The following is a 26060-nucleotide window of genomic DNA, read 5'->3' on the forward strand; positions in this document are numbered from 1 at the left end:
GATGGAGCTAAAAATGAAAGATCAGGATTTCACCGACCTGTCTTGGGATGATTTCGATGAGATGCGCGACCCGCGTCCGAACACCAATGAGTTCGACGCGGTCGTCGAACGTGCGATTTCGCGTCGTGGGTTTTTGGGCGGCGCTCTGGCCTTTGGTTCCGGCGCTCTGGCCATGGGCACCGCCGGGTTGATGTCCTCCACCACGGCGGCTCGCGCTCAAAGCGCAGGCTTCAACTTCACGCCGATCGGCATTTCCACCGACCACGAGATCCACGTGCCGGAAGGCTACCAGTGGAAAGTCCTCGTCCGTTGGGGCGACGCTCTGTTCTCCGACGCCGAAGGCGCCTATTCCGCCGAGACCGGCGTGCCGGTCGCGATGTCCGACAAGGTTTTCGGCGAGAACACCGACGGCATGGAGACCTTTGTCGATGGCGACAAAACGATCCTCGCGATCAACTCCGAATATGTGAACCCGAAAATCAACCTGCCTGCCGCCTCCGAGGGCATGCCTCAGAATGCCGACGAAGTGACGCTTCTGAAGAACATGCAGGGCGTGACCGTTCTGGAAGTTGCCGACAATGGCAACGGCTTCGAGGTTGTCGTCGACAGCCCCTACAACCGCCGCATCACCCATGAGACCCAGATGACCATGGACGGCCCGGCGGCTGGCTCCGATCTGGTGAAAACCAATGCCGATCCGGAAGGCATGTCGCCCAAAGGCACGATGAACAACTGCGGCTCCGGCAAGACGCTTTGGGGCACCTATCTGACCTGCGAAGAAAACTTCAACGGCTACTTTGGCGCCACCGGCGACTACACCGAGACCGAAGGCCACACCCGCTACGGCATCGGTGGCGAAGGCCGCTACGCCTACGAGAAATTCGATGTGCGTTACGACCTGAGCCAAGAGCCGAACGAGCCGAACCGTCACGGCTGGGTCACCGAGATCAACCCTCTCGATGCCACCTCGACCCCGGTGAAACACACCGCTCTGGGCCGTTTCAAACACGAAAACGCCGAGATGGTGCAGGCCGCTGACGGTCGTGTCGTGGTCTATATGGGCGACGACGAGCGCGGCGAATTCATGTATAAATTCGTCTCCAACGGCGTGTACACCGAAGGCGGCTCGACCGAGGGTCTCTTGTCCGACGGCACGCTCTACGTGGCCAAGTTCAACGACGACATGACCGGTGAGTGGCTGCCGCTCACGCCCGAAACCACCGGCATGGCGATGGACGAGATCCTCGTGTTCTCCCGTATGGCAGGCTCCAAAGTGGGCGCGACCACCATGGATCGCCCGGAATGGATCGCCGCCAACCCGTTGAAATGCGAGGCCTATTGCGCGCTGACCAACAACAAGAACCGTGGCGTGAAACCGAACGCCGGTGGCGACGCGACGCCTGCGACCGGCCCGAACCCGCGTGAGACCAACAACTACGGTCAAATCGTGCGCTGGCGCCCGGAAGGTGAAGATCACGGTGCGGACACGTTCGCCTGGGATCTCTACGTCATGGCCGGCAATCCGACCGTCTACGACAACGCATACGCCGGTTCCGAGAACGTCAACGAAGGCAACATGTTCAACTCGCCTGATGGCATGGCCTTCTCGTCCGACGGCTACCTCTGGATCCAGACCGACGGCGACGACAGCAACGAAGGCGAGTTCGCTGGCCAAGGCAACAACCAGATGCTGATCGGCAACACCGACACCGGCGAGATCGCCCGCTTCCTGACCGCGCCGAACGGCGCCGAGGTCACGGGCCTCACCTGGTCTGCGGACAAGAAAGTGGCCTTCGTCGGCATCCAGCACCCGGGCGGCTCCTGGCCGGACGGCAACGGCAAACCGCGCTCGTCCGTGATTGCCGTGTGGCGTGAAGATGGCGCGCTGATCGGCTAAGCCGATCCCGCCAAGGGATTTCATCCCGAGATTTTATCAGGCGAGGGGTGCGGTGAAAGCTGCGCCCCTTATTTTGTGGAAGGAGATTGTTTCCCGTTTCCTATCGTTGAAAAAGGCTGGAACGAGTCTGTCTGAGTAGTTAGCTGGAGGCACGTCTAGCTATGTTGGAGATTGGGTAGTGAACGATCATGACGCGGATATTTGGCTATATCATTTCGACAGAACGGAAAATTTTTACCTATGTAAAACCAAAGCTGAAATTGACCCAAGAAGTGGCAAGCCCATGAAGCCGCAGGCTTCAACATTGGTCGCACCTCCCCCTCAATGGTCCAAAGGCTGCATTCCCGTTTTCAATGGATCAGCATGGGAAATTCATAAAGACGAGTTTTGGAGGCCACGTGAAGAGGAAGTCAATTATGACGCCGGTCGCAAGGCAGAAACTTACAAGCCAAAAGTGATCGCGCTAAAAAATTTTCCGAGCTATCCGAGTCTGGATCGCCTTGCGAATTCGGGGCTCGTTGTTTTGCGGCTCATTGACAATATTCGATTTATTGATGCGAAATTTCAACAGCTTCTGCGGATGGATTTTAGTCCTGTAGAAAATATGACCGACGATGCCGCTGGTGGTGTAACCTTGTGTGCCCAGCCAACCTCGTATGGCACGTATAAATTTGAAAGCGAGGCATTGGTTTTTCAAATGCGCCATTGCCTGGATACTCTGTGCAGATTAACTGAACTGCTTTGTGATGCGGAGCGCGTGAACAGGGAAAAGCGCTTTCGTTGTGATAGCGTAGGGGCTTTATTCGGGACGCAGAAGAACAGCCGAGCTGCTAACATTGTGAGAGGTCTGTCTCGTTCTTACGAAAGTGACCAGACAGATTTTTTAAAAATATCGAACGATCTATTCAATGCGATGAAGCATACGCATATGAACGCGGAAACTCAGGTGTTATTAGGTGCTGATGTTCCCACAATTGTTGCCTATGGAAATCCGACGGGAAAGCAGAGGGATATTATTCCCTACCATAATCACAATACATATCATCTGATGATGGGGTTTCACGATACGATTGACCGCATCCTAAGAAATCAGAGAGCTTTTCTTACTTCTTAATGCGCGAAGTAATTTAGTGCGCGAAAGTAATGTCGTTCCACAATCCCCCTCCGCAATAAACCGTCCCCCCCTCTGCATCCCCGCGCAAGATTTGCGCGAAATGTCGCGTCTTCCCCCCTTCAATCTTCCGCAGCCGCTCTCTATGGTGCGCGCGATTTGACGCGGGGGGCCGACCCCTGCGCGCTTTTTGGAGGATAGACCATGGACCGCCGCTCTTTTCTGAAAACTTCCGCTCTGGGGGGCTCCGCCGCTGCCGCCTCGACGCTTGCTGCGCCGATGTATGCGCAGGGCAACCGGACGCTGACCATGGTCTGTTCCTGGCCGCGTGGTCTGGCGGGCGTGTGGGACGCCGTCGAACGCTTTGTCGATGCCGTGAACGTCATGTCCGACGGTCAGATCACCATCGAGGCCCGCGCGGCTGGCGAATTGGTCGGTGGCCTCGAGGTCTTTGACGCCGTGACCTCCGGCCAGGCCGACATCTACCACTCCGCCGATTACTATTTCACCGGTCAGCACCCGGCTTTGGCCTTCTTCACCACCTCGCCCTTCGGCATGACCGCACCGGAACTGATGGTGTGGTATTACGGCATGGGCGGTCAGCAGCTTCACCGCAACCTCGGTGAGATCTTTGGCCTGCACACCAACATCGGCGGTCAGACCGGCGCGCAGGGTGGCGGCTGGTATCGCAAGGAAATCACCTCTGTCTCCGACTTCCAGGGCCTCAAACTGCGGATGCCGGGTCTCGGCGGCGAAGTGGTCGGCAAGCTGGGCGCGTCTGTTCAGGTGATGCCGGCGGGCGACATCTATCAGGCGCTGTCCTCCGGCGCGCTCGATGGCACCGAATGGGTCGGCCCGTGGTCGGACGAACGTCTCGGTCTGCAAGAGGTCTGTGACTACTACTACCCGGCTGGCTTCCACGAGCCGGGCTCTGCGCTCACCGTCAACACCAACCTCGAGGTGTTCCAGTCGCTGACGCCTGCGCAACAGCGGATCATCGACACCGCCGCCGCAGAGTGCAACCAGTTCGACTACGCGCTCTTCCTCGCCAACAACGGCCCGGCGCTTCAGCGCCTGATCGCAGGCGGCACCCAGATCAAGCAATTCCCGGATGATGTCTGGGAGGCCTTCGGTCGCGCTTCGAAAGAGGTTCTGGACCAATATATGGACGACGATCTCTTTGTCGAAATTCGAAAATCCGTCGAGGACTCGATGAAAGCCACCTCCCAGTGGATGGGTCAATCCGACAGCTTCTACTCCGAACAGCGGAACCGCGTTCTGGCGATGATTTCCGAATAAGCGACGGATTTGTAAGGTGATTTGAAACGCGCGGGAGGCAGATTTCGCGCGTTTTTCTATGCCGTCACCTGCGGGTGATTTTGCCCAGCCGGAGGCGCGCGCCTGCAGGCGCACTGGAAGCGCTCCGTTTAAAACCGACCCGTGCCCTGCAACACGCCATGCTCCATGGCATAGCGCGTGAGGCCGGCGGTCGAGGAAATCCCCAGCTTGCGTTTGATGTTCTTGCGGTGGGTTTCGACCGTGCGCACGGAAATATCCAGGGCTGCGGCGACTTCCTTGTTCGATTTGCCCTGCGCAAGTTCCAACAGGATGGTTTGTTCGCGTTCGGTCAAAGGTTCGCGCCCATCGCGGATTTTCGGCCCGATTGCGGCCTGCGCCCCGTTGCAGAGGAACTGCTCGCCGCGCATCACCGCGTCAATCGCCTCTTTCACATCTTCTGTCGGCACGTCCTTCAACACATATCCCATGGCGCCATGCGACAGAGCTGCACCGATATATTCCGGGCTGTCATGCATCGAGAGGATTAGAATGCGGGTCTCCGGGCGACGCTCCAAAAGCAATTCGGTGGCGGTCAACCCGCCCATCTGCGGCATGTTCAAATCCAACAGAACGACATCAGGGGCCAGCTCTTCGATCTGATCCACCGCCTCGCGCCCGTTGCACAATGTGCCGACCACGTCGAGATCATCGAAACTTTCCAACAGCGCGCGAATGCCCTCGGCGACCATCGGGTGGTCGTCCACGATCAGGACACGCGTCGGTTTTTGTGTCATCGGGCATTTCCTATCTCGGAGCGGGGGCGGTTGGAGCCTGCGGGCGGCAGGATATGCTTTAACGGCACTGTGGCGTCAATGGAGGTGCCGGGGGAACGTTGCGTGATCTTTAAAGTGCCGTCCAATTGTTCCATCCGTTCCGCCATATTGCGCAGCCCGATGCCGCGTCCGGCTTTGCCCTGTGTCGCAGGGTCGAAACCTCGCCCGTTGTCGCAAATCAAAAGCGTCGCCCCGGTGCGGTGCCCGGCGAGTTTGATCGACACTTCAGTGGCGTCCGCGTGGCGTTCGATGTTGGTCAGCGCCTCTTGCGCGATGCGGAACAAGGCGATCCGCGCCTCCTCATCCAGACGGTTGCGGAACACCACGGTTTCCAGCTCCGTCTTGATCCCGGTGCGTTTCTCGAACTCTTCCGCCAGCGCCTGAAGTGCGGGGCCCAGGCCCAGATCGTCCAACACCCCCGGCCGCAGATCGCGCGAAATGCGCCGCACCTCGGTCAAGGCGCCGCCCAGCATGTCGAAACTGCGATCCAGACTGGCGGGGGCCTTTGGGTCCCCGGCTTTCAACTGCCGCCGGGCCAGCTCCATCGCATAGCGCACGCCGACCAAAATCTGGCTGATCCCGTCGTGCAATTCGCGCGCGACGCGGCCGCGCTCTTCTTCTTGTGTGTCGAAAATCCGCTGGGTCAGCTCCTTGAGTTTGGCGTCGGCCAGTCGGCGTTCGCGGATGGTGATCGTCACCCCGGACATGAACACCAAAAGCACCGCCGCCATGGTGATCGCGCCGATATAGGCAAATGTCCGGTGCACGCGGGTCTGGACCTCGGCACGGGCGGCGGCCACGGATCTCAGCACATCGTCGATGAAGACGCCGGTGCCGATCGCCCATTGCCAGTCCTGCAAGCCGATCACATAGCTGATCATCTGGGCCTCCTCATTGGTCGAGGGTTTCGGCCAGAGAAATTCGTGATAGCCGCCGCCCTGACGCGCGAGCCGGATCAGCTCATCGACGACAGGCGTGCCCTCACTGTCGGTGAGACCGGCCCAATTGCGGGTAATCAAGTCGGTCTGACGGGGGGCGACGAGATTGGTGCCGTCATATTCATAGACGAAAAAATAGCCCTCCGTGCCATAGGTCATCGCCGCGAGCGTTTGCGTGACCTTGAGCTTGGCCGCTTCGTCGTCGGGGGGCGCGGGGCTATAGTCGGCGGTGATCGAGTTGCGTGCCAGTTGCAGGTAATTCTGTAGCTCCTGACGCTTGGCGGTCAGGATTTGCTCCTCCAGCTCGGCGATCTCGCGGTCGGACATGCTGTTCGAGTGATGCGCCACCACAGCCGCGATGGCCGCGACTGAGAGGATCAGCGGCAGGGTGGCGAGCAGGAACAATTTGCGCGCGTAGGTCAACTCGGGTCGCAGTCGCATCATCAGGTCAGTGTCGGCTTTCGGGGCTTGAAGACTGAGGCGTGTCAGGGATTGTCTGTGCGAAGGATACCGGAGGCCGGGGCAGCGTCAATCGCAGGATGTCTTGCGCGGGGCGTCGTTGTCTCAGCAGTAAAGTTGCGATGTTGCCCGCTAACGGAACATAAAAAATGCGGGACTGCGTAGTGTTGGGTATTTCCTCGCGGGATCGTGAGCGGTAACGTGACTTCACGATCTGGTCCGGTTTTGGCCTGTCCTTTGACGTCTGCATGCTGATTTGCCCAAGTATTTCCAAGGGTTCTGTCTCTGCCGACGTCGTGTTCGTGTCGAAAAGCGAAAGATGCAGGAGGCGTCTTCCGCTTTTGAGATCGCGTGAGGGGGGAAGGGGCTGCGGGATCGGTATAAGAAAACCATAGACCATCTTGGGAGGAAATTATCTATGGATCGTCGTTCTTTTCTGAAAACGTCCGCTCTGGGCGGGGCCTCTGCCGCTGCTGCATCCACGCTGGCGGCGCCGATGTATGCGCAGGGCAAGCGGACCCTGACCATGGTCACCACCTGGCCGCGCGGTCTGGCGGGCGTTTGGGATTCCGTTGAGCGTTTTGCGTCCAATGTCGATGCGCTGACCGATGGCCAGCTGACCATCGATGCGAAGGCAGCGGGCGAGCTTGTCGGCGGGCTTGAAGTGTTTGACGCCGTGACTTCCGGTCAGGCTGATATTTATCACGGCTGCGAATATTACTTCACCGGGCAACACCCGGCACTGGCCTATTTCACCACCGTGCCCTTCGGCATGACCGCGCCTGAGATGATGGTGTGGTACTATTCCATGGGCGGCATGGAGCTTCACCACAAACTCGGCGAAATCTTTGGTCTCAAAGGCTTTATTGCCGGTCAGACCGGCGGTCAGGGTGGCGGTTGGTTCCGCAAGGAGATCACCTCTCCCTCCGATTTCCAGGGTTTGAAATTCCGCATGCCGGGGCTCGGCGGCGAGACCGTGTCGAAACTCGGCGCTTCCGTGCAGGTGCTTCCGGGTGGCGAGATTTACCAAGCGCTGTCCTCCGGCGCGCTCGACGGCACCGAGTGGATCGGCCCGTGGTCGGATGAAAAACTCGGCCTGCAAGAGGTCTGTGACTTCTACTATCCGGCGGGCTTCCACGAGCCGGGCGCGGCGCTCTGTGTGACCACCAACCTCGAGGTCTTCGAAAGCCTGAGCCCGATGCAGCAAAAAGCCATCGAGATTGCCGCGGGCGAGTGCCATCAGCACAACTACGCGCTTTTCGTGGCCAACAACGGCCCGGCGTTGCAGCGCCTGATCCAAGGCGGCACCCAGCTCAAGGAATTCTCCGACGATGTCTGGTCCGCCTTCGGCAATGCCGCCAAAGAGGTGCTCGACGGCTATATGGACGACGAGATCTTCGCGGAAATCCGGACCTCCTATGAGAGCGCAATGGCGCAGACCTCCGCATGGATCGGTCGCTCCGACGGCAACTACACGCCGCAACGCGACCGCGTCATGGCGGCTCAGGCCGAGTGATCTTTTTGCAAGATCGGTAAAACACGAAATGCGCGCGGATATCGCGCGCATTTTCGGCCTTAGCAAAGGGGTGTCCGGGGTTGTCGTCCGGGGCGCAGGGGCGTAAAGCAGCGCCACAACAAAATACACGAAAACAACACATTCTGGGAACGGACCGCAGACCTCGCGGGCCGGGAAGGGGACAGACGAGATGGAAGAACAGACCGGCACGTCTTTCTTCGGGCTCATGGTGGACGCGGTGGTGAGCCTCGTCGTGAACCTCGGGCTCGGGTTCTGGCATATCATCTATGCGCTCACGCATCCGGGGCTTTGGCTCGATTGGTCGAACAAGGAAAGCCTGTTGCGCTTTGTCTATTACGGCGGCTCGAAGGAGCTTTTGTTCGTGTTCTTCGATCTGGTGATCGTGGTCACCGTGATCGGCTTTGTGCATCGGCCTTTCCTTTGGGCGCTGGTGCGCGGGCTTGAGAAAATCGCCAACACCATGGGGCGTGTCGCCGCCTGGGCCGGTCTTTTGATGGTGCTGCAACAGATCATGGTGGTGTTCTTGCAGTCGATCTTCCGTCAGGGCGAGATCAGCATTTCGCCCTTTGGTGGCGGCTTTACCCAATCCGTTGGCTGGTTCTCCGAGAGCCTCAAATTCGAAAACGCCCTCGTTGTGGCGCTCTGTGTCTCCTACGCCTTTGTGCAGGGCAGCCACGTGCGCGTAGACCTCGTTTACGCGGGCGTCAAACACCGCACCAAACGCGCGATCGACATGTTCGGCGCGCTGTTCTTCATGCTGCCGGTGGCTTTGCTGACCTGGATGTACGCCTGGTTCTTCCTCTGGCGGCACCTGATCACGCCGAAGGTCTCGGCCTCCGACGCGCTCGACCGCATGTTGATGAAGGCCCGGATCGTGAAGTGGAACGTCGAAACCGTGTCCTTCTCGGCCAACGGGTTCAACGCATATTTTCTCTTTAAAGTCCTGCTGTTGTGCTTCCTTGTGCTGGTGATCCTTCAGGCGCTGGCCTTCTTTTACCGCTCCTTTTTGGAGTTCGTCGAAGGCGAAGACAGCGCGGGTAAATATCTCGACAAAGACACGCTCGGCGAAGGCGAAGAAGCCTTTGAAGGCACGCATTAATTCGGGCGAAGGATCAGACACATGCTTTTCGGACTTGATGGCGTAGAAATTGGCCTCATCATCGTATTCCTGTGCCTCTTCGGCGGCATTCTCACCGGCTTTCCCGTGGCCTTTGCCATCGGTGGTGCGGGTCTCATGGCCTTTGGCATCATCGCCGCTTTGGACAGCGCGGGCATCCTCGTGCATGAGGCCATCGACACCGGCTCGCAGGCCTACCGCGACCTTGTGAACTCCGGCGTCAACCCCGCCAACATATCGCATTTCAGGTATCCCGAATTGCCGGTCTACCCCGAAGCGCTCTTCCCCGGCGGTTGGGAACAGGCGGTGGATCGCAACCTGTCCTTCATCGTCAACCGCATGAACGAACGCGTCTTTGCGGGCGCCTCCATCGAGACGCTTCTGGCGGTTCTGATGTTCGTGATGATGGGCATCGTTTTGGAACGCTCCAAGATTGCCAACGACCTTTTGACCACCATGGCGCGCGTCTTTGGCCCGCTTCCGGGCGGTCTGGCGGTCTCCGTTGTGATCGTCGGCGCCTTCCTCGCGGCCTCCACCGGCATCGTTGGCGCCACCGTGGTGACCATGGGGCTTTTGTCCCTGCCGACCATGTTGCGCCACGGCTATTCGCCGCAGCTCGCCACCGGTGTGATCGCCGCCTCGGGCACCTTGGGTCAGATCATCCCGCCCTCCATCGTCATCGTGCTTTTGGGCACTTTGGCGGGCGACATCTATTCCGCCGCCCAAGAAGCCCGCGCGCAGGCCGCTGGCTGTACAGATGCGCTGACCTTCCTTGGTGAGCCTGCCGTGGTCTCCGTCGGTACGCTGTTTCAGGCCGCGATGTTGCCGGGTGTGTTCCTCGCCGGTCTCTATGCGCTCTATGCCTTCGGCTACGCGATGTTCAACCCGTCGAAAGCCCCGCCCGTGCATCTGGAGCACACCAGCCACGAGACCATGACCCGTCGTGACGGTCTGTTGTGGATGGTCGCTGTGCCGGTGCTTTTGATCGGTGCGGCTGTCTTCTCCGGCCAGTTCGGTCTTGCTGGGTCTCAGAACATTCTGGTCTCCGAGTTCACCGAAGCGGGCGCGACCGCGAGCCTGCGCACCAATGTCTCCGCGCAATGTCAGGCCGCGATGATCGAGCTGCATGGTCAACCCGCATGGGATACCGCCATAGCCGAGCAAGCCGCGATCGAAGCCTCAGGCGGCGCGCAGGTCTCTGTCCTGCGCACGCCGGAACAGATCGAAGCGCTCACACTCGACGCCATTGCCAATGCACCTCTGCTGGGCTCCGGCCTGTTGACCGTCATGGTGCTTCTGGCGATCACGCTGGCCTTTGGTCGTGGCGTCGCACCGCTCGCCAACCCGGCGCCGCTTTTGATCGGGGCAGGGGGCATTGCGGCTGTTTTGATCTTGGATGCGCTTCTGGTTGGGCCGATGACCTCATCTGGCACCGCCTTCGTGATCTATCTGATCCCCTTCCTCGCACTGGCCTACGGGGTGAAACACGCGGCTCAGCATCTCGCCAAAAACGAGCTGTTCCGCGTCGTCTTCCCGCCGCTGGTGCTGATCGTTGCCGTGCTCGGATCGATCCTGGGCGGCGTGACCAACCCGACGCCTGCGGCTGGGTTGGGCGCGGGCGGAGCGCTGCTCTTGGCAGCCTACCGCAAACTCGCCGATCATCACAAAACCAGCAAGATCATCCTCGGCGCCGCTTTTGCCGTCATCGTGATGATCCTGATCGGGTCGAATTTCGACCTGCGTCTGGGGCGTGGCGATGTGCCCTTCGAGGATTGGGTCGCCTATATCGTGGCCCTCGGCGCCTATTACTTTGCCATGTTCGGCATTCTCTATGCCTGCTGGGTGCTGTTCTCCGATGGCACTTTGGGCATCGTGGTGCGCGAAACGGCCAAGGTCACGTCGATGGTCTTCACCATCCTCATCGGCTCTCAGCTTTTGAACCTTGTGGTGATTTCCTTTGGCGGTGAGCATTACATCCAGAGCTTCCTGCGCAGCTTCGACAATGAATTCACCGTCTTCTTGCTGGTGATGTTGGTGCTGTTCATTCTGGGCTTTGTGCTCGATTTCCTTGAGATCATCTACATCGTCGTGCCCATCGTCGGCCCGGTGATCTACGGTGGCACGATGGACCCGAAATGGGTGACGATCATGATCGCCGTGAACCTCCAGACCTCCTTCCTGACGCCGCCCTTCGGCTTTGCGCTCTTCTACCTGCGCGGTGTCGCGCCGCCGTCGGTCACCACCGGGCACATCTACAAGGGCATCATTCCCTTCGTGCTCATTCAGGTGATCGGGCTCGGTATCCTCTGGACCTTCCCGGATATCGTCACCATCGTGCCGAACCTTCTGGCGAAATAAAGCCTCTCAAAACCCCGCCCCATCGGCGGGGTTTTTCTTTGGCAAAAAAGAATCCCTTGCGTCAAATGAAATGTCTTATAAAAAGACTAAGGTATTTAGCCATCGCCCCACTGTCGTCTCTTTGAGGAGCCCCCATGTCTTTCCAATCCGCCCGCGCCATCGACCAGATCACTGAAGACGCCGTTGAGGGCGCGCAGCCGGTGGGGAAGCTGTCGCACTTGAATGAACAGGGCCGGGTGGTCGTCACCCTGTTTCGCAGCACAGAGGCCATGCGGGGCAAGGGTGATCTGGGCAAGATTTTTTCGCAGATGATGCTGGTGTTCGAACGCCACGCCCGCCGTCCGCTGGTGAGCCACGGCATGTCCTGCGATTGTTTGGGCGCCGATGAAGCCGTGCTGGCGCAATTCGTTCGCCTCGCCGCGCGCGGCAAACGCGAGGACGCGACGCTCATGTCGATGCTGATGCTGCGCGCCGATATTGCCCCCTTGGCCGTTTCCATGGCCGAACAACTGGGCCTGTTGATCGACGCCACACTCCGAACCGACCCGCGGGCGATGATGGGGACGGTGCAGGTGCATTAAGCCGATCCGGTGATCTCAAAAACAAACGCGGCCAGATCGTCCGCGTTTCTGTTTTAAAACTCCGTCGTCCCACGTCCCGAGCCCGGCATGTTGGGTCCCTGCATGTCCGGCAGATCGATCTTCGCCACCTGCTGTGCGATTGGCTCGCTCTCCAGCGGATGCGAGTCTTGGGCAAATTCTTCGGGGTCTATCAGGTCGATCCATTGCCCACCCTGATAGACCTCAAGCGCAGAGAACCGCGCCTTGTAGCCCATTTTCGGCGAGCCCGGCACCCAATAGCCGAGGTAGACATAGGGCAGACCCGCCTCACGCGCGATCTCTATGTGGTCGAGGATCACATAGGTGCCAAGGCTGTCTTTGATCAAATCGGGTTTGTAGAAGGAATAGACCATCGACAACCCGTCATCGAGCAAGTCCGTCAGACAGGTCGCGGCCAGCTCGCGCGGGCGGCCAGACTCGCCGGGGATGTAATATTCGATGACGCGGGTGCGGATCGGGGTTTCCTCGATCATCGCGGCGAATTCGAACACATCCATATCCGCCATGCCGCCATCGGCGTGACGCGTTTCGAGATATTCGCGGAACAGGTCATATTGCGCCTCGGTGGCCCAAGGCGAGGTGGCGCCGCGTTTCAGGTATTTGTTCTTGTTGATCGTCCGGCGTTGCGATTTCGAGGGTTTGAAATCGGCGACTCGAATGCGCGCAGAGAGGCACGCACTGCAATCGGCACAGGTTGGGCGGTAGAGCACATTTTGCGACCGACGAAACCCCTGTTTTGACAGGCTGTCATTCAACTGATTGGCATTCTCGCCCTGCAAGGAGGTGAACAGCTTTCGCTCCATCCGACCCTCGAGATAGGGGCAGGGCTGAGGGGCCGTCACGTAGAACTGCGGCGCTAGGGGGAGGGAGTGACGCATGGGATGGACTTACGATGAATTCACGAAGGACGGGTTAACAGCTTGATCAAAAAGGTAGCAACTCAACCGCCATTCGCCAAGGGGGACATGTGGAAAAGCCACATTGATGCGACAAAGGGGACCAAATGGCCCCCATTTGCCTGAAATTTGAAACTCTTTGGGCGCTATCAGATGCGCTTTAGTAGCTCGACGGGCGGTTGATCGCCGCGGACCCCAGCACCAGATCCGACAGGCCTTGGCCGCGGGCCGTGGTGGCCATCAAGACGACGGAGACGACTTGCAAAATGCCGGTCGAACACCAGACCGTGAAGAGCAGCGTGTGCAAAACCGCCATGCCAAGATCGAAGCGCGCACCATTGCGGTCGCGAAATTCGATCCCCATGAGCCGCATCCCCCAGGTCGCCGATCCGTTGGCAATGGTGATCACGCGGTAGGCGAAACTCACCACGGCGACGAGGAAGGGGAAAAAGAAGATGCCGGTGAAGGCGGTGAACGGCACGATCAGCGCGGCGATGATCACGATCAGGATGAAATCGACCACAAAGGCCAAGGCGCGTTTGGTCGCCACCATATCGTAAAAGGCGGGCTGGCGATCGGGGTCGGGCAGGCCCCAATGGGCCTCGTCGCGGCTGTCAGTATATCTGTCGCTATATCTGTCTTCGGGCATCATCATACTCATTGTCCTGTCTCCTATGTGGGCCAGCCCCGCCTGCGTTGCAAGGGGACTGGCCGGAGGATTGCCTGAGGATTACGCGTCCTCTTTTTTGTCCGTTGTATCGTCTTCGACGCGCTCTTCTGCGGCGCGTTTGGCGCGGTCGTCCATGAATTGATCGAACTCGGCCTTGTCCTTCGCGGCGCGCAGACGCTCGAGGAAGCTTTCGAACTGATCCTGTTCCTCTTCGAGACGACGCAGGGTTTCTTCTTTGTAGGCGTCAAAGGCACTGTTTCCGGAGGACCGCGTTGCGGCATGCGCCGTGCGGAAGCGGTTGCGGGACATGTGGCGGCCACGCGGGCCGAATTCAGAACGGTGTTTGCAAGCGAACATTCTTTTGCTCCAGATCATATAGGCGAGAAGGGCGAGGCCGACGGGCCAGACAAAGATAAAGCCAAGGACCATAGCCGCGATCCAGGCGCCTTTGCCCTTGTCGTCGAGCCAGGCCTCAGCGCGGCGAAACCAGCTCTGGCCGGTCCCGTCGGGGGCGTAAGTGGAGGCGACATGGGTCATTTGGGGTTCCCTTTCGAAGAAGTAAGGTGTGTGTTTCGTTTGATGTGAATGCTTTTCACATTACCAAGATGGGAGGGGCACCCGCGCCGTGCAAGGGCTGATGTGAATGTTTTTTACATTATTTTAAAAATTCAATAAGAACAGTTTTTTGGTCGTGTTTCTTGCAGCAGATGTCACAAGTTCACCGTATCCGTGAGGCTGGATTTATCTCTTTGGATGTGCCAGAAGGGCCGGGGCAGATGCAAAGGATGGCACCAATGACACTCAAAACTTCCATCCAAACCGGCACTTGCCGCTGTGGCGCTGTCGAGATTGAGGTGTCAAAAGCACCGGTGATGACCGCCGCGTGCCATTGCTCGGGCTGTCAGAAAATGAGCGCCAGCGCTTTTTCCCTGACTGCGATGGTGCCCGCCGAAGGGGTGCGCGTTGCAAAGGGAGAGGTGGTCAAAGGCGGCGCCAAAGGGCCCGATCTTGACCACTATTGCTGTCCGAACTGCATGACATGGATGTTCACCCGCATCACCGGGTTGGAGGCGCTCGTCAACATTCGTCCGACGATGTTCGATCTGAAGGACGCCGAGGTGGCGGGCTGGGCCACGCCCTTTATCGAGACCATGGTGGCGAACAAGCTGCCCTGGGCCGACACGCCCGCGCCGCATAAATTCGACGCCATGCCGGAGATGGACAGCTTTCCCACATTGCTCGCCGCCTTCGCTCAGCGGGCCCTCTGACAGGGGCAGGTAAAGGCGCGAGGCGTTTCGGGATCAGCCTTTCACAGCCAATCCCACCAGCTCAAGACAGAGCTCGGTCGCCAGCGCCATATCCTGCACCGAAATCCACTCCAAAGGCCCGTGGATGTTCTGCATCCCGGTGAAAAGGTTCGGCGTCGGCACGCCCATTTCGGTCAGACGCGAGCCATCCGTGCCGCCTCGGATCGGCACCGACATCGGCGCGATCCCAAGCTTGCGACAGGCATCCCGCGCCAGATCGACCGGGGTCATATCCTCCTCCAGCCAATAGCGCATGTTGCGATACTGCGGCGTGATGGTACAGGTGATCTCCGCGCGCGGTTCGGTGGCGGCGACGGCCTCGCAGACCTTGCGCACGATCTCGCCTTTCTCGGCCAAACCCTCCCGTTCGAAATCGCGCAGGATCAGTTTAATCTTCATCTCCGACGAGCCGCCCACCATATCGGTGGCATGGATGAACCCCTCGTGGCCGTCCGTGGTCTCCGGCACCATGACCGATTGCGGCAGGGTCTGGATGATTTTGGACGCGAGGTGAATGGCGTTCACCAGTTTGTCCTTGGCGTGTCCCGGATGGATCGAGACACCTTTGACAATGATCTCGGCCCCATCGGCGGAGAAGGTTTCATAGACAATCTCGCCCACCTCGCCACCGTCAAACGTATAGGCGAAATCGGCGGCGAGATCTTTCGGAAGCGCCGCATTCACCCCGCGCCCGATCTCCTCGTCGGGGGTAAAGGCAATGCGCAGCGGCGGGTGTTTGATTTCGGGGTTTTCCAAAAGATGTCGGGCCGCCGTCATGATGATCGCCACGCCCGCCTTGTCGTCGCCACCCAACAGCGTGGTGCCGGAGGCGGTGATGATGTCATGGCCTTGCTTTTGCGCGAGATAGGGGAACTCTGCGGGCGAGAGGATCAGATCGGCATTGTCGGGATAGGTGATGTCGCCGCCGTTATAGCCCTTGATCACGCGGGGTTTGACGCCCGTCGCGTTGAACTGCGGTGCGGTGTCGACATGGGCCAGAAACCCGACGGTCGGACCAGAGGCCGTGCCGGGGATCGTCGCCAAAACCGTGCCATAGTCGGTGATCACGACATCCTCGGCGCCGATCTCTTTCAACTCTGCCTCCAACAGCCGCAGCATGTCATATTGCCGCGCGGTGCTCGGAGAGGTGGGGGAATCCGCATCGCTCTGACTGTCGATCGCGGCATAGCGCATCAGACGGGTTTCAAGTTCTTGATCGAAGCGGGGTTTGCTGTCCTGTGGCATCAACTGTCCTCTGTCTTTGCGACCAGAGGGCGCCTCTCAAAGCAAAGAGTCAAGACACACCCCAAGGACCAGCCCCTGTGCAGGTCCTTTGCGCTTGGGGCAGCGGTCGAATGCGCTTGCACTTCGGGTGAAAAATCCGCTCTTTTAAGGCAGTTGGAGGAGCTATTATGACGTTTGAATCCCGGATCACCCGAAGCCCGCGCCCCTATGAACCAGAGCGCGGCGCCGAAGCCCGCGCGGCTTTGCCGGAGCTCTCGGGCGCCGTGGCAGAGGTGATCGAAGGCGCGGCCGGATCGGCGCCTTACCTGCATGGTTTGATCCTGAAAGAGACGGACTGGCTGACGGGCGCGTTGGACGACCCGGAGGCGGCGCTCAAGGCCGAAATGTCTCGCATCGAGGCGTTGCCCTTCGATCAGATCGACGCAGGGCTGCGACAGGCCAAACGCCGCATCGCGCTCTTGTCGGCGCTTTGTGATCTGGGCGGCGTCTGGGGCCTGTTCGAGGTCACCGGCGCGCTGTCTCTTCTGGCCGACCGTGCCACCCATGTGGCGATCCGGGCGCATGTGGCGCGCGAGATCACCCGCGGCAAAATCCCCGGCCAGACCGAAGACGACATCGAGAGTTGCGGCGGCATGTTCGCGCTCGCCATGGGCAAGCATGGGGCAGGGGAATTGAATTATTCCTCCGACATTGACCTGATTTGCCTGTTTGATGAGAGCCGTTTCGACGGGGTGGATCAGATGGAGGCCCGCGCGGGGTTCATTCGCGCCACGCGCAAGGCGATGGCCTCTTTGTCGGACCTGACCGGCGAGGGCTATGTCTTTCGCACCGACCTGCGCCTGCGGCCTGACCCGTCCGTGACGCCCGTCTGTTTCGCCATGGAAGCCGCCGAACGTTATTATGAAAGCGTCGGGCGCACATGGGAGCGCGCGGCCTATATCAAGGCCCGTTCCTGCGCCGGGGACATGGAGGCAGGCGCGCGGTTTCTCAAGGGCATGACACCCTTCGTCTGGCGCAAGCACCTCGATTTCAACGCCATTCGTGAGACCCACGACATGCGGCTGAAAATCCGCGCCCACAAAGGACTTGGCGGCGCGCTTTGCCTCGAAGGTCACAACATGAAACTGGGCTATGGCGGCATTCGTGAGATCGAATTTTTCGCCCAAACCCGGCAGTTGATCGCAGGCGGGCGCGATCCCGATTTGCGGCTGCGCGAAACCGTGCCCGCGCTCAAGGTGCTGGCGGAAAAGGGCTGGGTGGAGGCCGAGGCGGCTGCGGCGCTCAGCACGGATTACATCGCGCATCGTGAGGTCGAACACCGGCTCCAGATGCTGCGCGATCAACAGACCCACAGCCTGCCGACGGCACCCGAAGAATTCGACCGCTTGGCCGCGCTCATGGGCACCGGCGTGGCAAAGATGCGCGCCGAGATTGCCGAGCGCTGTGAACGGGTCAATGCGCTGACCGAGGATTTCTTTGCCCCCGGCGAAGCCGCCCCCGCGCCTGAGCTCACCGCCGAAGAGGCCGAGATCACCGCGCGCTGGTCGACCTATCCCTGTCTGCGGACCACGCGGGCGCAGGATATTTTCACCCGCCTCAAACCCGAACTTTTGCACCGAATCCAAAACCTCGACAAACCCTCCGAGGCGCTGTCGCATCTCGACGGGTTCCTCAAAGGCCTGCCGGCAGGTGTGCAGCTTTTCGCGCTCTTCGAGGCCAATCCGCAGCTCATCGACCTGATCCTCGACATCGTCTCCACTGCCCCCCATCTGGCGCGCTACCTGTCGCGCAACGCGAGTGTGCTGGATGCGGTGATCGGTGGCGGGTTCTTTGCCCCATGGCCGGGGCGCGCGGCGCTGACCGAGGAGTTGGCGGCGCATCTGGAGGCCGCAGGCGACTATGAACGCCAGCTCGACGCCTGCCGTCGTTGGGCCAAGGAATGGCATTTCCGTGTTGGCGTTCATCAGCTGCGCGATCTGATCACCGCCGATCAGGCGGGCGCGCAATATTGCGATGTTGCGGCGGCCTGTGTGGCGGCGCTTTACCCGCCGGTCGTGGCGGAATTTGCCCGCAAACATGGCACACCGCCGGGCCGTGGCGCGATGGTTCTGGGCATGGGGTCTCTGGGCGCAGGGCGGCTCACGGCGGCCTCCGATCTCGATATGATCGTGATCTATGACGCGAGCGGTGTGGAGGCCTCGGAGGGGCGTAAACCCTTGCCGTCGCGGACTTATTACGCGCGTCTCACCCAGGCGCTGATCACCGCGATCACCGCCCAGACCGCCGAAGGACGGCTCTATGAGGTCGATATGCGGCTCCGCCCGTCGGGCAAACAGGGGCCGGTTGCGACCTCCTTCGAGAGCTTCATGCGCTATCAGATGGGCGAGGCTTGGGTCTGGGAACATCTGGCGCTCACGCGGGGGCATCCGATTGCGGGCGATCCGGATCTCTGCCGCGCGGTGGATGATTTCCGCAGTGATCTGATCGCAGGGCCCAAAGACGAAGCCCGCATTCGCCAAGAAACCCGCGAGATGCGCGCGCGTCTGGCGACGGCGAAACCCGGCAGCGATTGGGATCCGAAAAACGGCCCCGGTCGGATGATGGACATTGAACTTCTGGCCGAAACAGCCGCGCTTTTGGCGGGCAGCGCGGAGCAGGACATCTATGCGCAACTCGGTGCGGCGCGCGCGACGGAGTGGCTGTCGGGCGATGAATATGCGCTTTTGGTGGAAACCTATCGGTTGATGTGGCGGCTGCAATCGGCGGCCCGGCTGTTGACCGGCGAAAAGCTCGACCCGGAGGCCATTGGTGCAGGTGGGCGCGAGTTCCTGCGTCGCTCGAATGGGGCGGTGTCGATGGAGGCCTTGTCCGAAGAGCTGCGCAGCCGCTCCGAGGCCGCCGCCCGCGCGATTGCGGAGATTTTGGAGCGTCCGGTGTCGGGGCTTTGAGCGAGATGACAGAGACGAACCCGTTTCCCCCTGATTTTCCCGCAGTGGACCCGGCCATTGATCCCGGTGGCATGATCCTTGCCGCCTATCGCATGGTTGACATGGGGATCGATGAGGCGCGGGCGATCTATCTCGACTGGGCGTTCCGGCTTGGGCCGCGCGTCTCGACGGGGACGGCGATCCGGCGGCTTTTGGCGCTCTATGCGCCTCAGACCGGGCCGGAGCATCCGATGACCCATGTGCTGCGCGAAGGGTTGAAGCGCACGCAGCAGCCTGTGCCGCGCGTCTGGGAAGGGTAAAGATCGGCGCGGCAATCGTTCGATTTGTCTGGATTTGTCACATGCGGTGCCAGCTTCGTTCAGAAACTGTTCACCTTTGCCAAGGAGTATTCGGGGCAAAACGCCTGTCAACGCACAAGTCCAAAGGATACTCGCATGAGGATCAAACGTCTGAACGGTATGTTCACGGTGGCCACGCAGCTTGAGCTGTCGAAAATCCAAAAACTGGCCGAGAAAGGCTATAAGACGATCATTTGCAACCGCCCGAACGGGGAGGGCGCGGATCAGCCAGACTTTGATGAGATCACCCGCATCGCGTCGAATTTTGGGCTGAAAACCGTTTACATCCCCATTCAACTGGGCGGTGCCAGTGCCGCCGATCACACCGCCTTTGCCCGCGCCATCGAGGAGATGCCGAAACCCATTCTGGCCTATTGCCGGTCGGGCACGCGCTCCGCGACGCTTTGGTCGCATTGGGAGCAGGAAATGTCAGAACATCAGGGGCAGGAGCGCCGGGTCTCTGCGATGCAGGCCGGAGGCTTGGCCCCCGGCAATACCTCGATTGAGGGCAGGCGCGCCCTGGCTCCGACACGCGGCGGTGCGCCACAGGCGCCGCGCGAGGGCGACGTCACCGAGATGCGCCGCCGGGCGTGACGGGGGCTATGCTGACTTAGCGGGGCAGGGCCGCCGCCTCGCGGGCCAGCTCTTCGATGGCTTTCCAATCGCCTTTTTCCACCAAATCGGCGGGTGCGACCCAGCTTCCGCCCACGCAAAGCGTGTTGGACAGCGACAGGTAATCATTGGCGTTTTTGAGCGACACACCGCCGGTCGGGCAGAATTTCATCTGCGGCAGGGGCGCGCCGATGGCCTTGAGTGCGGGCGCACCGCCATTGGATTCTGCCGGAAAGAATTTCGCGACCGTGTAGCCGCGCTCCAACAGGCGCATGACGTCTGAGGCGGTCGAGGTGCCGGCCAAAAGCGGCAAATCAGCGGCTTCGCATGCGTCCAAAAGCGTATCTGTCGCACCGGGGGAGACGCCAAAGGTCGCGCCCGCCGCGATGGCGTTTTTGACATCCTCGGGCGTCAAAAGCGTACCGGCACCGACCACGCCGCCCTCGACCTTGGCCATCTCGCGGATCACGTCCAAAGCCACCGGCGTGCGCAACGTGACCTCGAGCGCAGGCAAGCCGCCCGCGACCAAAGCCTCGGCCAAGGGGCGGGCGTGGGCTACGTCTTTGACGACGAGCACGGGGATGACGGGGGCGAGGCCACAGACCTCTGCGGATTTCAGGCTGGCGTCCTGCGGGGTCATGGGGGCTCCTGTCGGTTGTTTGCGGTATCTACGTATGTTAGCGCTAAAATCGCTGCGGTGAAAGACCTAACACGGGCGGTCTTGCCGCAAAGCCTCTCAGCCTGAGCGATTTTGTCAAGCCACCCCCGCGGGGCTTGTCACCTGTTTGCCCCCGCTTACATCAGCGCGACACTCTGTTCACCATCAGAGACCAAAGGCGACACATCCACGTCCCCCTCCACAACGCTCAGGAGCGCAGATATGACTGCACCAACACCCACAGCGACCGATACGCTCTTTCGCCCCTTTACCCACAAAGGCCTCACCCTCAAAAACCGCATCGTCATGGCGCCGATGACGCGAAGCATGACCGACGCGGGCATTCCGGGGCCGGAAAATGCCGCCTATTACGCGCGCCGCGCATCTCATGAGGTCGGGTTGATCCTCTCTGAAGGGACCGTGATCGACCGCCCGGCCTCGCGCAACGATCCGGGCATTCCGTTTTTTCACGGCCCCGAGGCCTTGTCGGGCTGGAACCGGGTGATCGAGGCGGTCCATGCCGAGGGTGGCAAGATGGGACCGCAGATTTGGCACACTGGCTCGACCCGCGCGGGCAAATGGGAGCCAGAGGCACCGGTGGAGAGCCCCTCCGCTTTGGTCGGTCCCGATGATCCGCGCGGCGTCGCAATGTCCGAGGCCGACATCGAGGCCGCGATTGCCGCCTATGCAGAGGCCGCCAAAGCGGCGAAAGACCTGGGCTTTGATGTGGCTGAGCTGCACGGCGCGCATGGCTATCTGATTGATCAGTTCTTCTGGGCGGGCACCAACCTGCGCGAGGATCACTGGGGTGGGGCCACGATTGAAGAGCGGTCGCGCTTTGCCGTCGCCGTTGTGAAAGCGGTGCGCGCCGCCGTGGGGCCGGATTTCCCGATCATCCTGCGTCTGAGCCAATGGAAACAACAGGATTACGGCGTGAAACTCGCCGCCGATCCGGCGGAGATGGAGCGCTGGCTTGCGCCTCTGGTCGAGGCCGGTGTCGACATTTTGCACTGTTCACAGCGTCGGTTCTGGGAGCCGGAATTCCCCGAGATCGACGGCGAAGAGGGGCTGAACTTTGCCGGTTGGGCCAAGAAAATCACCGGCGCGCCGACAATTTCCGTCGGTTCTGTGGGGTTGTCGGGAGAGTTCCTCGCGGCCTTTGGCGGCGAAAGCTCAAAGGTGACGCCGCTCGACAATCTGGTGAAACGGATGGAGGCGGAAGAGTTCGATCTGATCGCCGTGGGCCGCGCGCTTTTGTCGGATTACGCCTGGGCCGAAAAGGTCAAACGCGGCGCGACGGAGGAGCTGAGCGGGTTTAATCCGGCGGCTTTGGCGCAGTTGCTGTAATCCCACGTTGTCCTAAGCCTCCCCGGTGCTGATCTCATCGGGGAGGCTTTTCTTTGCCGCAATTTCCTGCGACACTCAGCCTCTCAGGATAAGGAGATTTATGCGCAGAAAATCAGCACCGCCTTTTAGGGCATGACGCGTGACCCACTTCACGAAATACAGTGGGTCGCATGATTTTCTATGCGCATATGCGCTTTTTCTGAGAGTTTCTCATGACACAATTTATCACACAGACCGACATCACCCTCCGCCCATTTGAGGCCGGAGACACCATGGCTTTGTCCGACATCTGGCGCAGAGCGTCTGAACAGGCTCATCCGTTTTTCACGTCCTCCCAGCTCGACGAACAACAGGTTCTGGTGGAGCACATCTACCTGCCCAAGGCCGAAATCTGGGTTGCGCTGCGTGGGGCGAGGCCGCTTGGCTTTATTGGTCTGTTGCCGGACCCGGAGTGTACGGCGAAGGGCGCCACTATTGGCGGGCTGTTCGTCGCGCCGGAGGCGCAGGGGCAGGGCATCGGGCGGCTCCTTGTCGGCCATGCGCGCGGGCTGAAACATCACCTGAGCCTTGAGGTCTACGAGACCAATCTGGCGGCGCGTGGGTTTTATGCCCGGCTCGGTTTTCACCAAGTCGGGCGTCGGGAGAGGGATGACAATGGTCTGCCTTTCCCGCTTTTAAAACTCGTGCTGTAACGCGGGGTCGGGCGTGCGCTCAGAACAGAGAGCACGCCCCTTCGGTCGCGGGACCTGCGTTGCGGCGGAAGGTTTCGAACAGCTCGCGGCCCATGCCGACAGTGTTGGCGGTTAGATCGACGGTCACCGCCTCGCGGGCGTCAAAGCCGTCTTCGAGCACAGTCAAAACGCCAGTGGTGGCATCGACGCGGACCAGATCGCCGTCGCGCAGCTTTGCAATCGGACCGCCGGTGACGGCCTCGGGCGAGACATGGATACAGGCGGGCACTTTGCCGGAGGCGCCGGACATCCGCCCGTCGGTGACCAGCGCCACTTTGAGGCCCCGGTCCTGCAACACCGCAAGCGTCGGTGTCAGCGAATGCAGCTCCGGCATGCCATTGGCGCGCGGGCCTTGGAAACGGACGACAACCACGGTGTCCTCGGTAAATTCGCCCTTTTGAAAGGCGGTTTTGACGTCATGCTGATCGTGGAATATCCGCGCTTTCGCCTCGACCACATGGTGTTCGGGCTTGACGGCGGAGACCTTCATCACGCCACGTCCCAGATTGCCTTTCAACTCCTTGAGACCGCCTGATTTTTGGAACGGATCAGAGGCAGGGCGGACGATTTTGTCGTTCACCGTCTCATGGTCTGGCTGCTCGAAGGTCAGCACCCCCTCGCGCAATTTCGGCTCTTTGGTGTAAAGCGACAGGCCGGTGCCGGCGACGGTTTTGACGTCTTCGTGCAAGAGGCCCGCGGAGAGCAATTCCCCCACCAGATAGCCAAGGCCGCCTGCGGCATGGAAATGGTTCACATCGGCGAGGCCGTTCGGGTAGACCTTGGCGAGAAGAGGCACTGCATCGGAGATTTGAGAGAAATCTTCCAGATCCAGAATGATCCCGGCGGCGCGGGCCATGGCGGGCAGGTGTAGCACGAGGTTCGTGGATCCGCCCGTCGCCATCAACCCGACGATGCCATTCACAAAGGCTTTCTCGTCCAAAATGGCGCCCACTGGCGTGTATTCATTGCCAAACGCGGTGATCTGAAGCGCGCGTTTGGTGGCTTCACGGGTCAGCGCATCGCGCAGCTCCGTGCCCGGATTGACGAAAGACGCGCCGGGCAGGTGCAGCCCCATGATCTCCATCAGCATCTGGTTCGAATTCGCCGTGCCGTAGAAGGTGCAAGTGCCCTGACCGTGATAGGCCTTCATTTCGCTGTCCATCAGTTCTCGGCGGGTGATCTCTCCGGTGGCGAACTTCTGGCGGACCTTGGCTTTCTCGTCATTGGTGATGCCGGAGGTCATCGGCCCCGCCGGGATGAACACGGTGGGCACATGGCCATAAGCGGCGGCGGCCATGATCAGCCCCGGCACGATCTTGTCGCAGACGCCCATATAGAGAGCCGCGTCAAAACAATTGTGCGACATGCCGATGGAGGCCGAGAGCGCGATGGTGTCGCGGGAAAAGAGCGACAATTCCATGCCCGTTTGCCCCTGAGTCACGCCGTCACACATGGCGGGAACACCGCCTGCGACCTGCGCCGTGGCGCCCGACGCGCGGGCAACCTCGCGGACAATCTCGGGATAGTGCTCATAGGGCTTATGCGCCGAGAGCATGTCGTTATAGGCGGTGATGATGCCGATATTGGGCGCGCGCCCGTCGGCCAGCACGTCCTTGTCATCGCCCATGGCGGCATAGGCGTGGGCCTGATTGCCGCAGGACAAATGCGCGCGCACCGGGCCCTGATCGGCGGCCTCATGGATGCGGGCGAGATAGGCCTCGCGGGTGGGTTTCGACCGTTCGATGATACGTTGGGTGACGTCTGCGATCTGGGGGGCGATCTGGCTGTTCACGGGTCTGGCCTTTTGCTGGTTTGGCGGTCTGATCTGGGAAAATCTTATGCGAAAATGACGTTTAAGGTTTGGCATCCTCACCGCATTTTGTGCGGTGCGCCTGTGAGGGTCTGTTTAAGTTAGCGCTAACCTATCCGCTCTCCCCGAAAATGTCCACCTTCGACGCGCTGATCCGCGCGAAAGTTCCACTGAGCGCGCCTGCCACAATGCTGCACACGCATGGGGGTTGCTGCAAGTGCATAACGGGTCTTCTGCATTGGCACTCGTCTGCGTCAGATGTTTTGACCTATATTCAAGTCATCGGGAGGATCAACGCAACCGGCTTTGTCACGACAGGCCAAAACAGAACGCGGCACTTACAGCTGCTCAAAAGCCGACATGACAGGCAGACAACGCAAAGGTGATCCTATGACCAACACGAAGATTTACACGACCGAAGGCTTTATCGACATGAGCGCTATCGAAAAAGAAGCTCGCCAAATGCGCGCAGAAGCCATGCGCTCTGTGATGCGCAACGCTGGCCAATGGCTGCGCGCACGTTTTCACGGCCACCGTGCCGGTGAACTGGCCTGATCCGGCCTCTGATTGCGGCCCGTATTCCGTTACGGTAAGACATTGCGAACGCGTGTAAAATCCCGGAAATGCTCCGGGATTTTCGTATTTTGGCCTCATTTGCATGGGATATTAACCATGAATTGAGGGGAGAACCCCGGAGGCCGTCATGAAAAACATCGCTACAAAAAAGACACTTAAAATCGCAGCAGCCCTTCTGATCGCAGCCGCCACCAGTGCCTGTACGACAGAGACCACGTCCCGCGCCACGCCTTTGGGTGCCACCTTCGGCGGCGCCGCTCCTGCGGATGCGGTGATGATCGCGCCGGACTTTCGCGTCACCAAGGTGAACGTGGCGGTGCCGGATACGCTCACCGTCTCGGAAGCCAATGGCATTAAACCGCGCGCGGACATCGTTTGGCGCGAAGATCCCTTTGGCAACCGCTACGAACAGGTCAAAGCGGTGATGGAGGCCGGGCTGACGTCGGGCACCCGCGCGCTCAAAGGGCAAAGGCCGGTCGTGCTCGATGTGCAAATGGTGCGGTTCCACGCGCAAACCGAACGTGTGCGCTATTCCAGCCTGCCGTCGAAACATGAGATCGAATTCCTGCTGACCGTGCGTGACGCCAACACCGGCGCCGTTCTCGTGCCGTCCCATATGGTCAACGCCACTTTCGATGCGCTTGGCGGCGATGCGGCTGTTGCGGCGGATCGCGCGGGCATCACCCAGAAACAGCGGATCGGCGAGCATCTCGCGGGCGTCATCGTTTCCGAATTGTCGAAACCGATGGCTTTGTAATCCGCATCGCGATCCCT

The 26060-nt window shown here is 60.3% G+C and carries 23 protein-coding genes; 15 read left to right on the plus strand and 8 right to left on the minus strand.

The genetic code is table 11. The annotated features are described in order from the left end of the window. Window positions 1-13 precede the first annotated feature (13 nt). From LC094_RS13705 to LC094_RS13715, 3 genes are all read left to right on the plus strand, one after another. A complete protein-coding gene (locus LC094_RS13705) occupies window positions 14-1897 on the plus strand; it encodes a PhoX family protein (protein ID WP_226553361.1) in 1884 nt (627 codons plus the stop codon). 178 nt (window positions 1898-2075) lie between these two features. Then, window positions 2076-3011 carry a hypothetical protein gene (locus LC094_RS13710; RefSeq protein ID WP_226553362.1) on the plus strand — a complete coding sequence of 312 codons (936 nt, stop codon included), beginning with the start codon at window positions 2076-2078 and terminating at the stop codon, window positions 3009-3011. 201 nt (window positions 3012-3212) lie between these two features. Further along, on the plus strand, window positions 3213-4307 hold the full coding sequence (locus LC094_RS13715) for a TRAP transporter substrate-binding protein (RefSeq protein ID WP_226553363.1): 1095 nt from the start codon (window positions 3213-3215) through the stop codon (window positions 4305-4307). Window positions 4308-4435: 128 nt separating this feature from the next. Here LC094_RS13715 and LC094_RS13720 read toward each other — a convergent pair whose 3' ends face one another. Next, the gene (locus LC094_RS13720; RefSeq protein ID WP_226553364.1) at window positions 4436-5080 is read right to left on the minus strand and encodes a response regulator transcription factor; all 645 of its coding nucleotides are present in this window, start codon (window positions 5078-5080) and stop codon (window positions 4436-4438) included. After that, complete coding sequence (locus tag LC094_RS13725) at window positions 5077-6498, minus strand: cache domain-containing protein (RefSeq protein ID WP_226553646.1); 1422 nt, start codon at window positions 6496-6498, stop codon at window positions 5077-5079. The genes LC094_RS13720 and LC094_RS13725 overlap by 4 nt, the downstream gene beginning before the upstream one ends. Before the next feature lie 436 nt (window positions 6499-6934). Here LC094_RS13725 and LC094_RS13730 point away from each other — a divergent pair, with 436 nt between their 5' ends. The 4 genes from LC094_RS13730 (at window position 6935) to LC094_RS13745 (ending at window position 12109) form a co-directional block, all read left to right on the plus strand. Next, window positions 6935-8032 (plus strand): TRAP transporter substrate-binding protein, encoded by a 1098-nt coding sequence (locus LC094_RS13730; RefSeq protein ID WP_226553365.1) that lies wholly within the window; start codon window positions 6935-6937, stop codon window positions 8030-8032. A gap of 190 nt (window positions 8033-8222) precedes the next feature. Next, window positions 8223-9152: a TRAP transporter small permease subunit gene (locus tag LC094_RS13735; RefSeq protein ID WP_226553366.1), complete on the plus strand. Its 930-nt coding sequence runs from the start codon at window positions 8223-8225 to the stop codon at window positions 9150-9152. Window positions 9153-9173: 21 nt separating this feature from the next. Then, window positions 9174-11528 (plus strand): TRAP transporter large permease, encoded by a 2355-nt coding sequence (locus LC094_RS13740; protein WP_226553367.1) that lies wholly within the window; start codon window positions 9174-9176, stop codon window positions 11526-11528. 134 nt (window positions 11529-11662) lie between these two features. Continuing rightward, complete coding sequence (locus LC094_RS13745; protein ID WP_226553368.1) at window positions 11663-12109, plus strand: hypothetical protein; 447 nt, start codon at window positions 11663-11665, stop codon at window positions 12107-12109. 53 nt (window positions 12110-12162) lie between these two features. Here LC094_RS13745 and LC094_RS13750 read toward each other — a convergent pair whose 3' ends face one another. From LC094_RS13750 to LC094_RS13760, 3 genes are all read right to left on the minus strand, one after another. After that, on the minus strand, window positions 12163-13026 hold the full coding sequence (locus tag LC094_RS13750; protein WP_226553369.1) for an arginyltransferase: 864 nt from the start codon (window positions 13024-13026) through the stop codon (window positions 12163-12165). Window positions 13027-13204: 178 nt separating this feature from the next. After that, window positions 13205-13696 (minus strand): RDD family protein, encoded by a 492-nt coding sequence (locus LC094_RS13755; RefSeq protein ID WP_226553647.1) that lies wholly within the window; start codon window positions 13694-13696, stop codon window positions 13205-13207. A 78-nt stretch (window positions 13697-13774) separates the two neighbouring features. Beyond that, the gene (locus LC094_RS13760) at window positions 13775-14251 is read right to left on the minus strand and encodes a DUF2852 domain-containing protein (RefSeq protein ID WP_226553370.1); all 477 of its coding nucleotides are present in this window, start codon (window positions 14249-14251) and stop codon (window positions 13775-13777) included. Window positions 14252-14508: 257 nt separating this feature from the next. On the opposite strand from LC094_RS13760, the gene LC094_RS13765 reads away from it, so the two are divergent. After that, the gene (locus LC094_RS13765; protein ID WP_226553371.1) at window positions 14509-14982 is read left to right on the plus strand and encodes a GFA family protein; all 474 of its coding nucleotides are present in this window, start codon (window positions 14509-14511) and stop codon (window positions 14980-14982) included. 33 nt (window positions 14983-15015) lie between these two features. Here LC094_RS13765 and pepT read toward each other — a convergent pair whose 3' ends face one another. Continuing rightward, on the minus strand, window positions 15016-16266 hold the full coding sequence (gene pepT / locus LC094_RS13770; protein WP_226553372.1) for a peptidase T: 1251 nt from the start codon (window positions 16264-16266) through the stop codon (window positions 15016-15018). A 167-nt stretch (window positions 16267-16433) separates the two neighbouring features. Between pepT and LC094_RS13775 the strand changes: the two genes are divergently transcribed. The 3 genes from LC094_RS13775 (at window position 16434) to LC094_RS13785 (ending at window position 20146) form a co-directional block, all read left to right on the plus strand. Continuing rightward, window positions 16434-19214: a [protein-PII] uridylyltransferase family protein gene (locus LC094_RS13775; RefSeq protein WP_226553373.1), complete on the plus strand. Its 2781-nt coding sequence runs from the start codon at window positions 16434-16436 to the stop codon at window positions 19212-19214. 5 nt (window positions 19215-19219) lie between these two features. Continuing rightward, the gene (locus LC094_RS13780) at window positions 19220-19513 is read left to right on the plus strand and encodes a hypothetical protein (protein WP_226553374.1); all 294 of its coding nucleotides are present in this window, start codon (window positions 19220-19222) and stop codon (window positions 19511-19513) included. A 135-nt stretch (window positions 19514-19648) separates the two neighbouring features. Further along, window positions 19649-20146 carry a TIGR01244 family sulfur transferase gene (locus tag LC094_RS13785; protein ID WP_226553375.1) on the plus strand — a complete coding sequence of 166 codons (498 nt, stop codon included), beginning with the start codon at window positions 19649-19651 and terminating at the stop codon, window positions 20144-20146. Window positions 20147-20162: 16 nt separating this feature from the next. Here LC094_RS13785 and eda read toward each other — a convergent pair whose 3' ends face one another. Beyond that, window positions 20163-20804 carry a bifunctional 4-hydroxy-2-oxoglutarate aldolase/2-dehydro-3-deoxy-phosphogluconate aldolase gene (gene eda / locus LC094_RS13790; RefSeq protein ID WP_226553376.1) on the minus strand — a complete coding sequence of 214 codons (642 nt, stop codon included), beginning with the start codon at window positions 20802-20804 and terminating at the stop codon, window positions 20163-20165. A 240-nt stretch (window positions 20805-21044) separates the two neighbouring features. Here eda and LC094_RS13795 point away from each other — a divergent pair, with 240 nt between their 5' ends. Both LC094_RS13795 and LC094_RS13800 read left to right on the plus strand, forming a co-directional pair. Beyond that, window positions 21045-22169, plus strand: a complete 1125-nt coding sequence (locus LC094_RS13795; protein ID WP_226553377.1) for an NADH:flavin oxidoreductase — start codon at window positions 21045-21047, stop codon at window positions 22167-22169. 212 nt (window positions 22170-22381) lie between these two features. Next, on the plus strand, window positions 22382-22861 hold the full coding sequence (locus LC094_RS13800; RefSeq protein WP_226553378.1) for a GNAT family N-acetyltransferase: 480 nt from the start codon (window positions 22382-22384) through the stop codon (window positions 22859-22861). A gap of 19 nt (window positions 22862-22880) precedes the next feature. Here the strand turns inward: LC094_RS13800 and edd are convergent, their stop codons facing one another. Beyond that, a complete protein-coding gene (gene edd / locus LC094_RS13805; RefSeq protein ID WP_226553379.1) occupies window positions 22881-24692 on the minus strand; it encodes a phosphogluconate dehydratase in 1812 nt (603 codons plus the stop codon). A gap of 408 nt (window positions 24693-25100) precedes the next feature. Between edd and LC094_RS13810 the strand changes: the two genes are divergently transcribed. After that, window positions 25101-25265: an RSP_7527 family protein gene (locus LC094_RS13810; protein ID WP_226553380.1), complete on the plus strand. Its 165-nt coding sequence runs from the start codon at window positions 25101-25103 to the stop codon at window positions 25263-25265. Between the two features lie 148 nt (window positions 25266-25413). Further along, the gene (locus LC094_RS13815; protein WP_226553381.1) at window positions 25414-26043 is read left to right on the plus strand and encodes a DUF6778 family protein; all 630 of its coding nucleotides are present in this window, start codon (window positions 25414-25416) and stop codon (window positions 26041-26043) included. The last annotated feature ends 17 nt before the right edge of the window (window positions 26044-26060 follow it).

It is taken from the genome of Celeribacter naphthalenivorans (assembly GCF_020524585.1).
Taxonomy (GTDB): Bacteria; Pseudomonadota; Alphaproteobacteria; order Rhodobacterales; family Rhodobacteraceae; genus Celeribacter; species Celeribacter naphthalenivorans.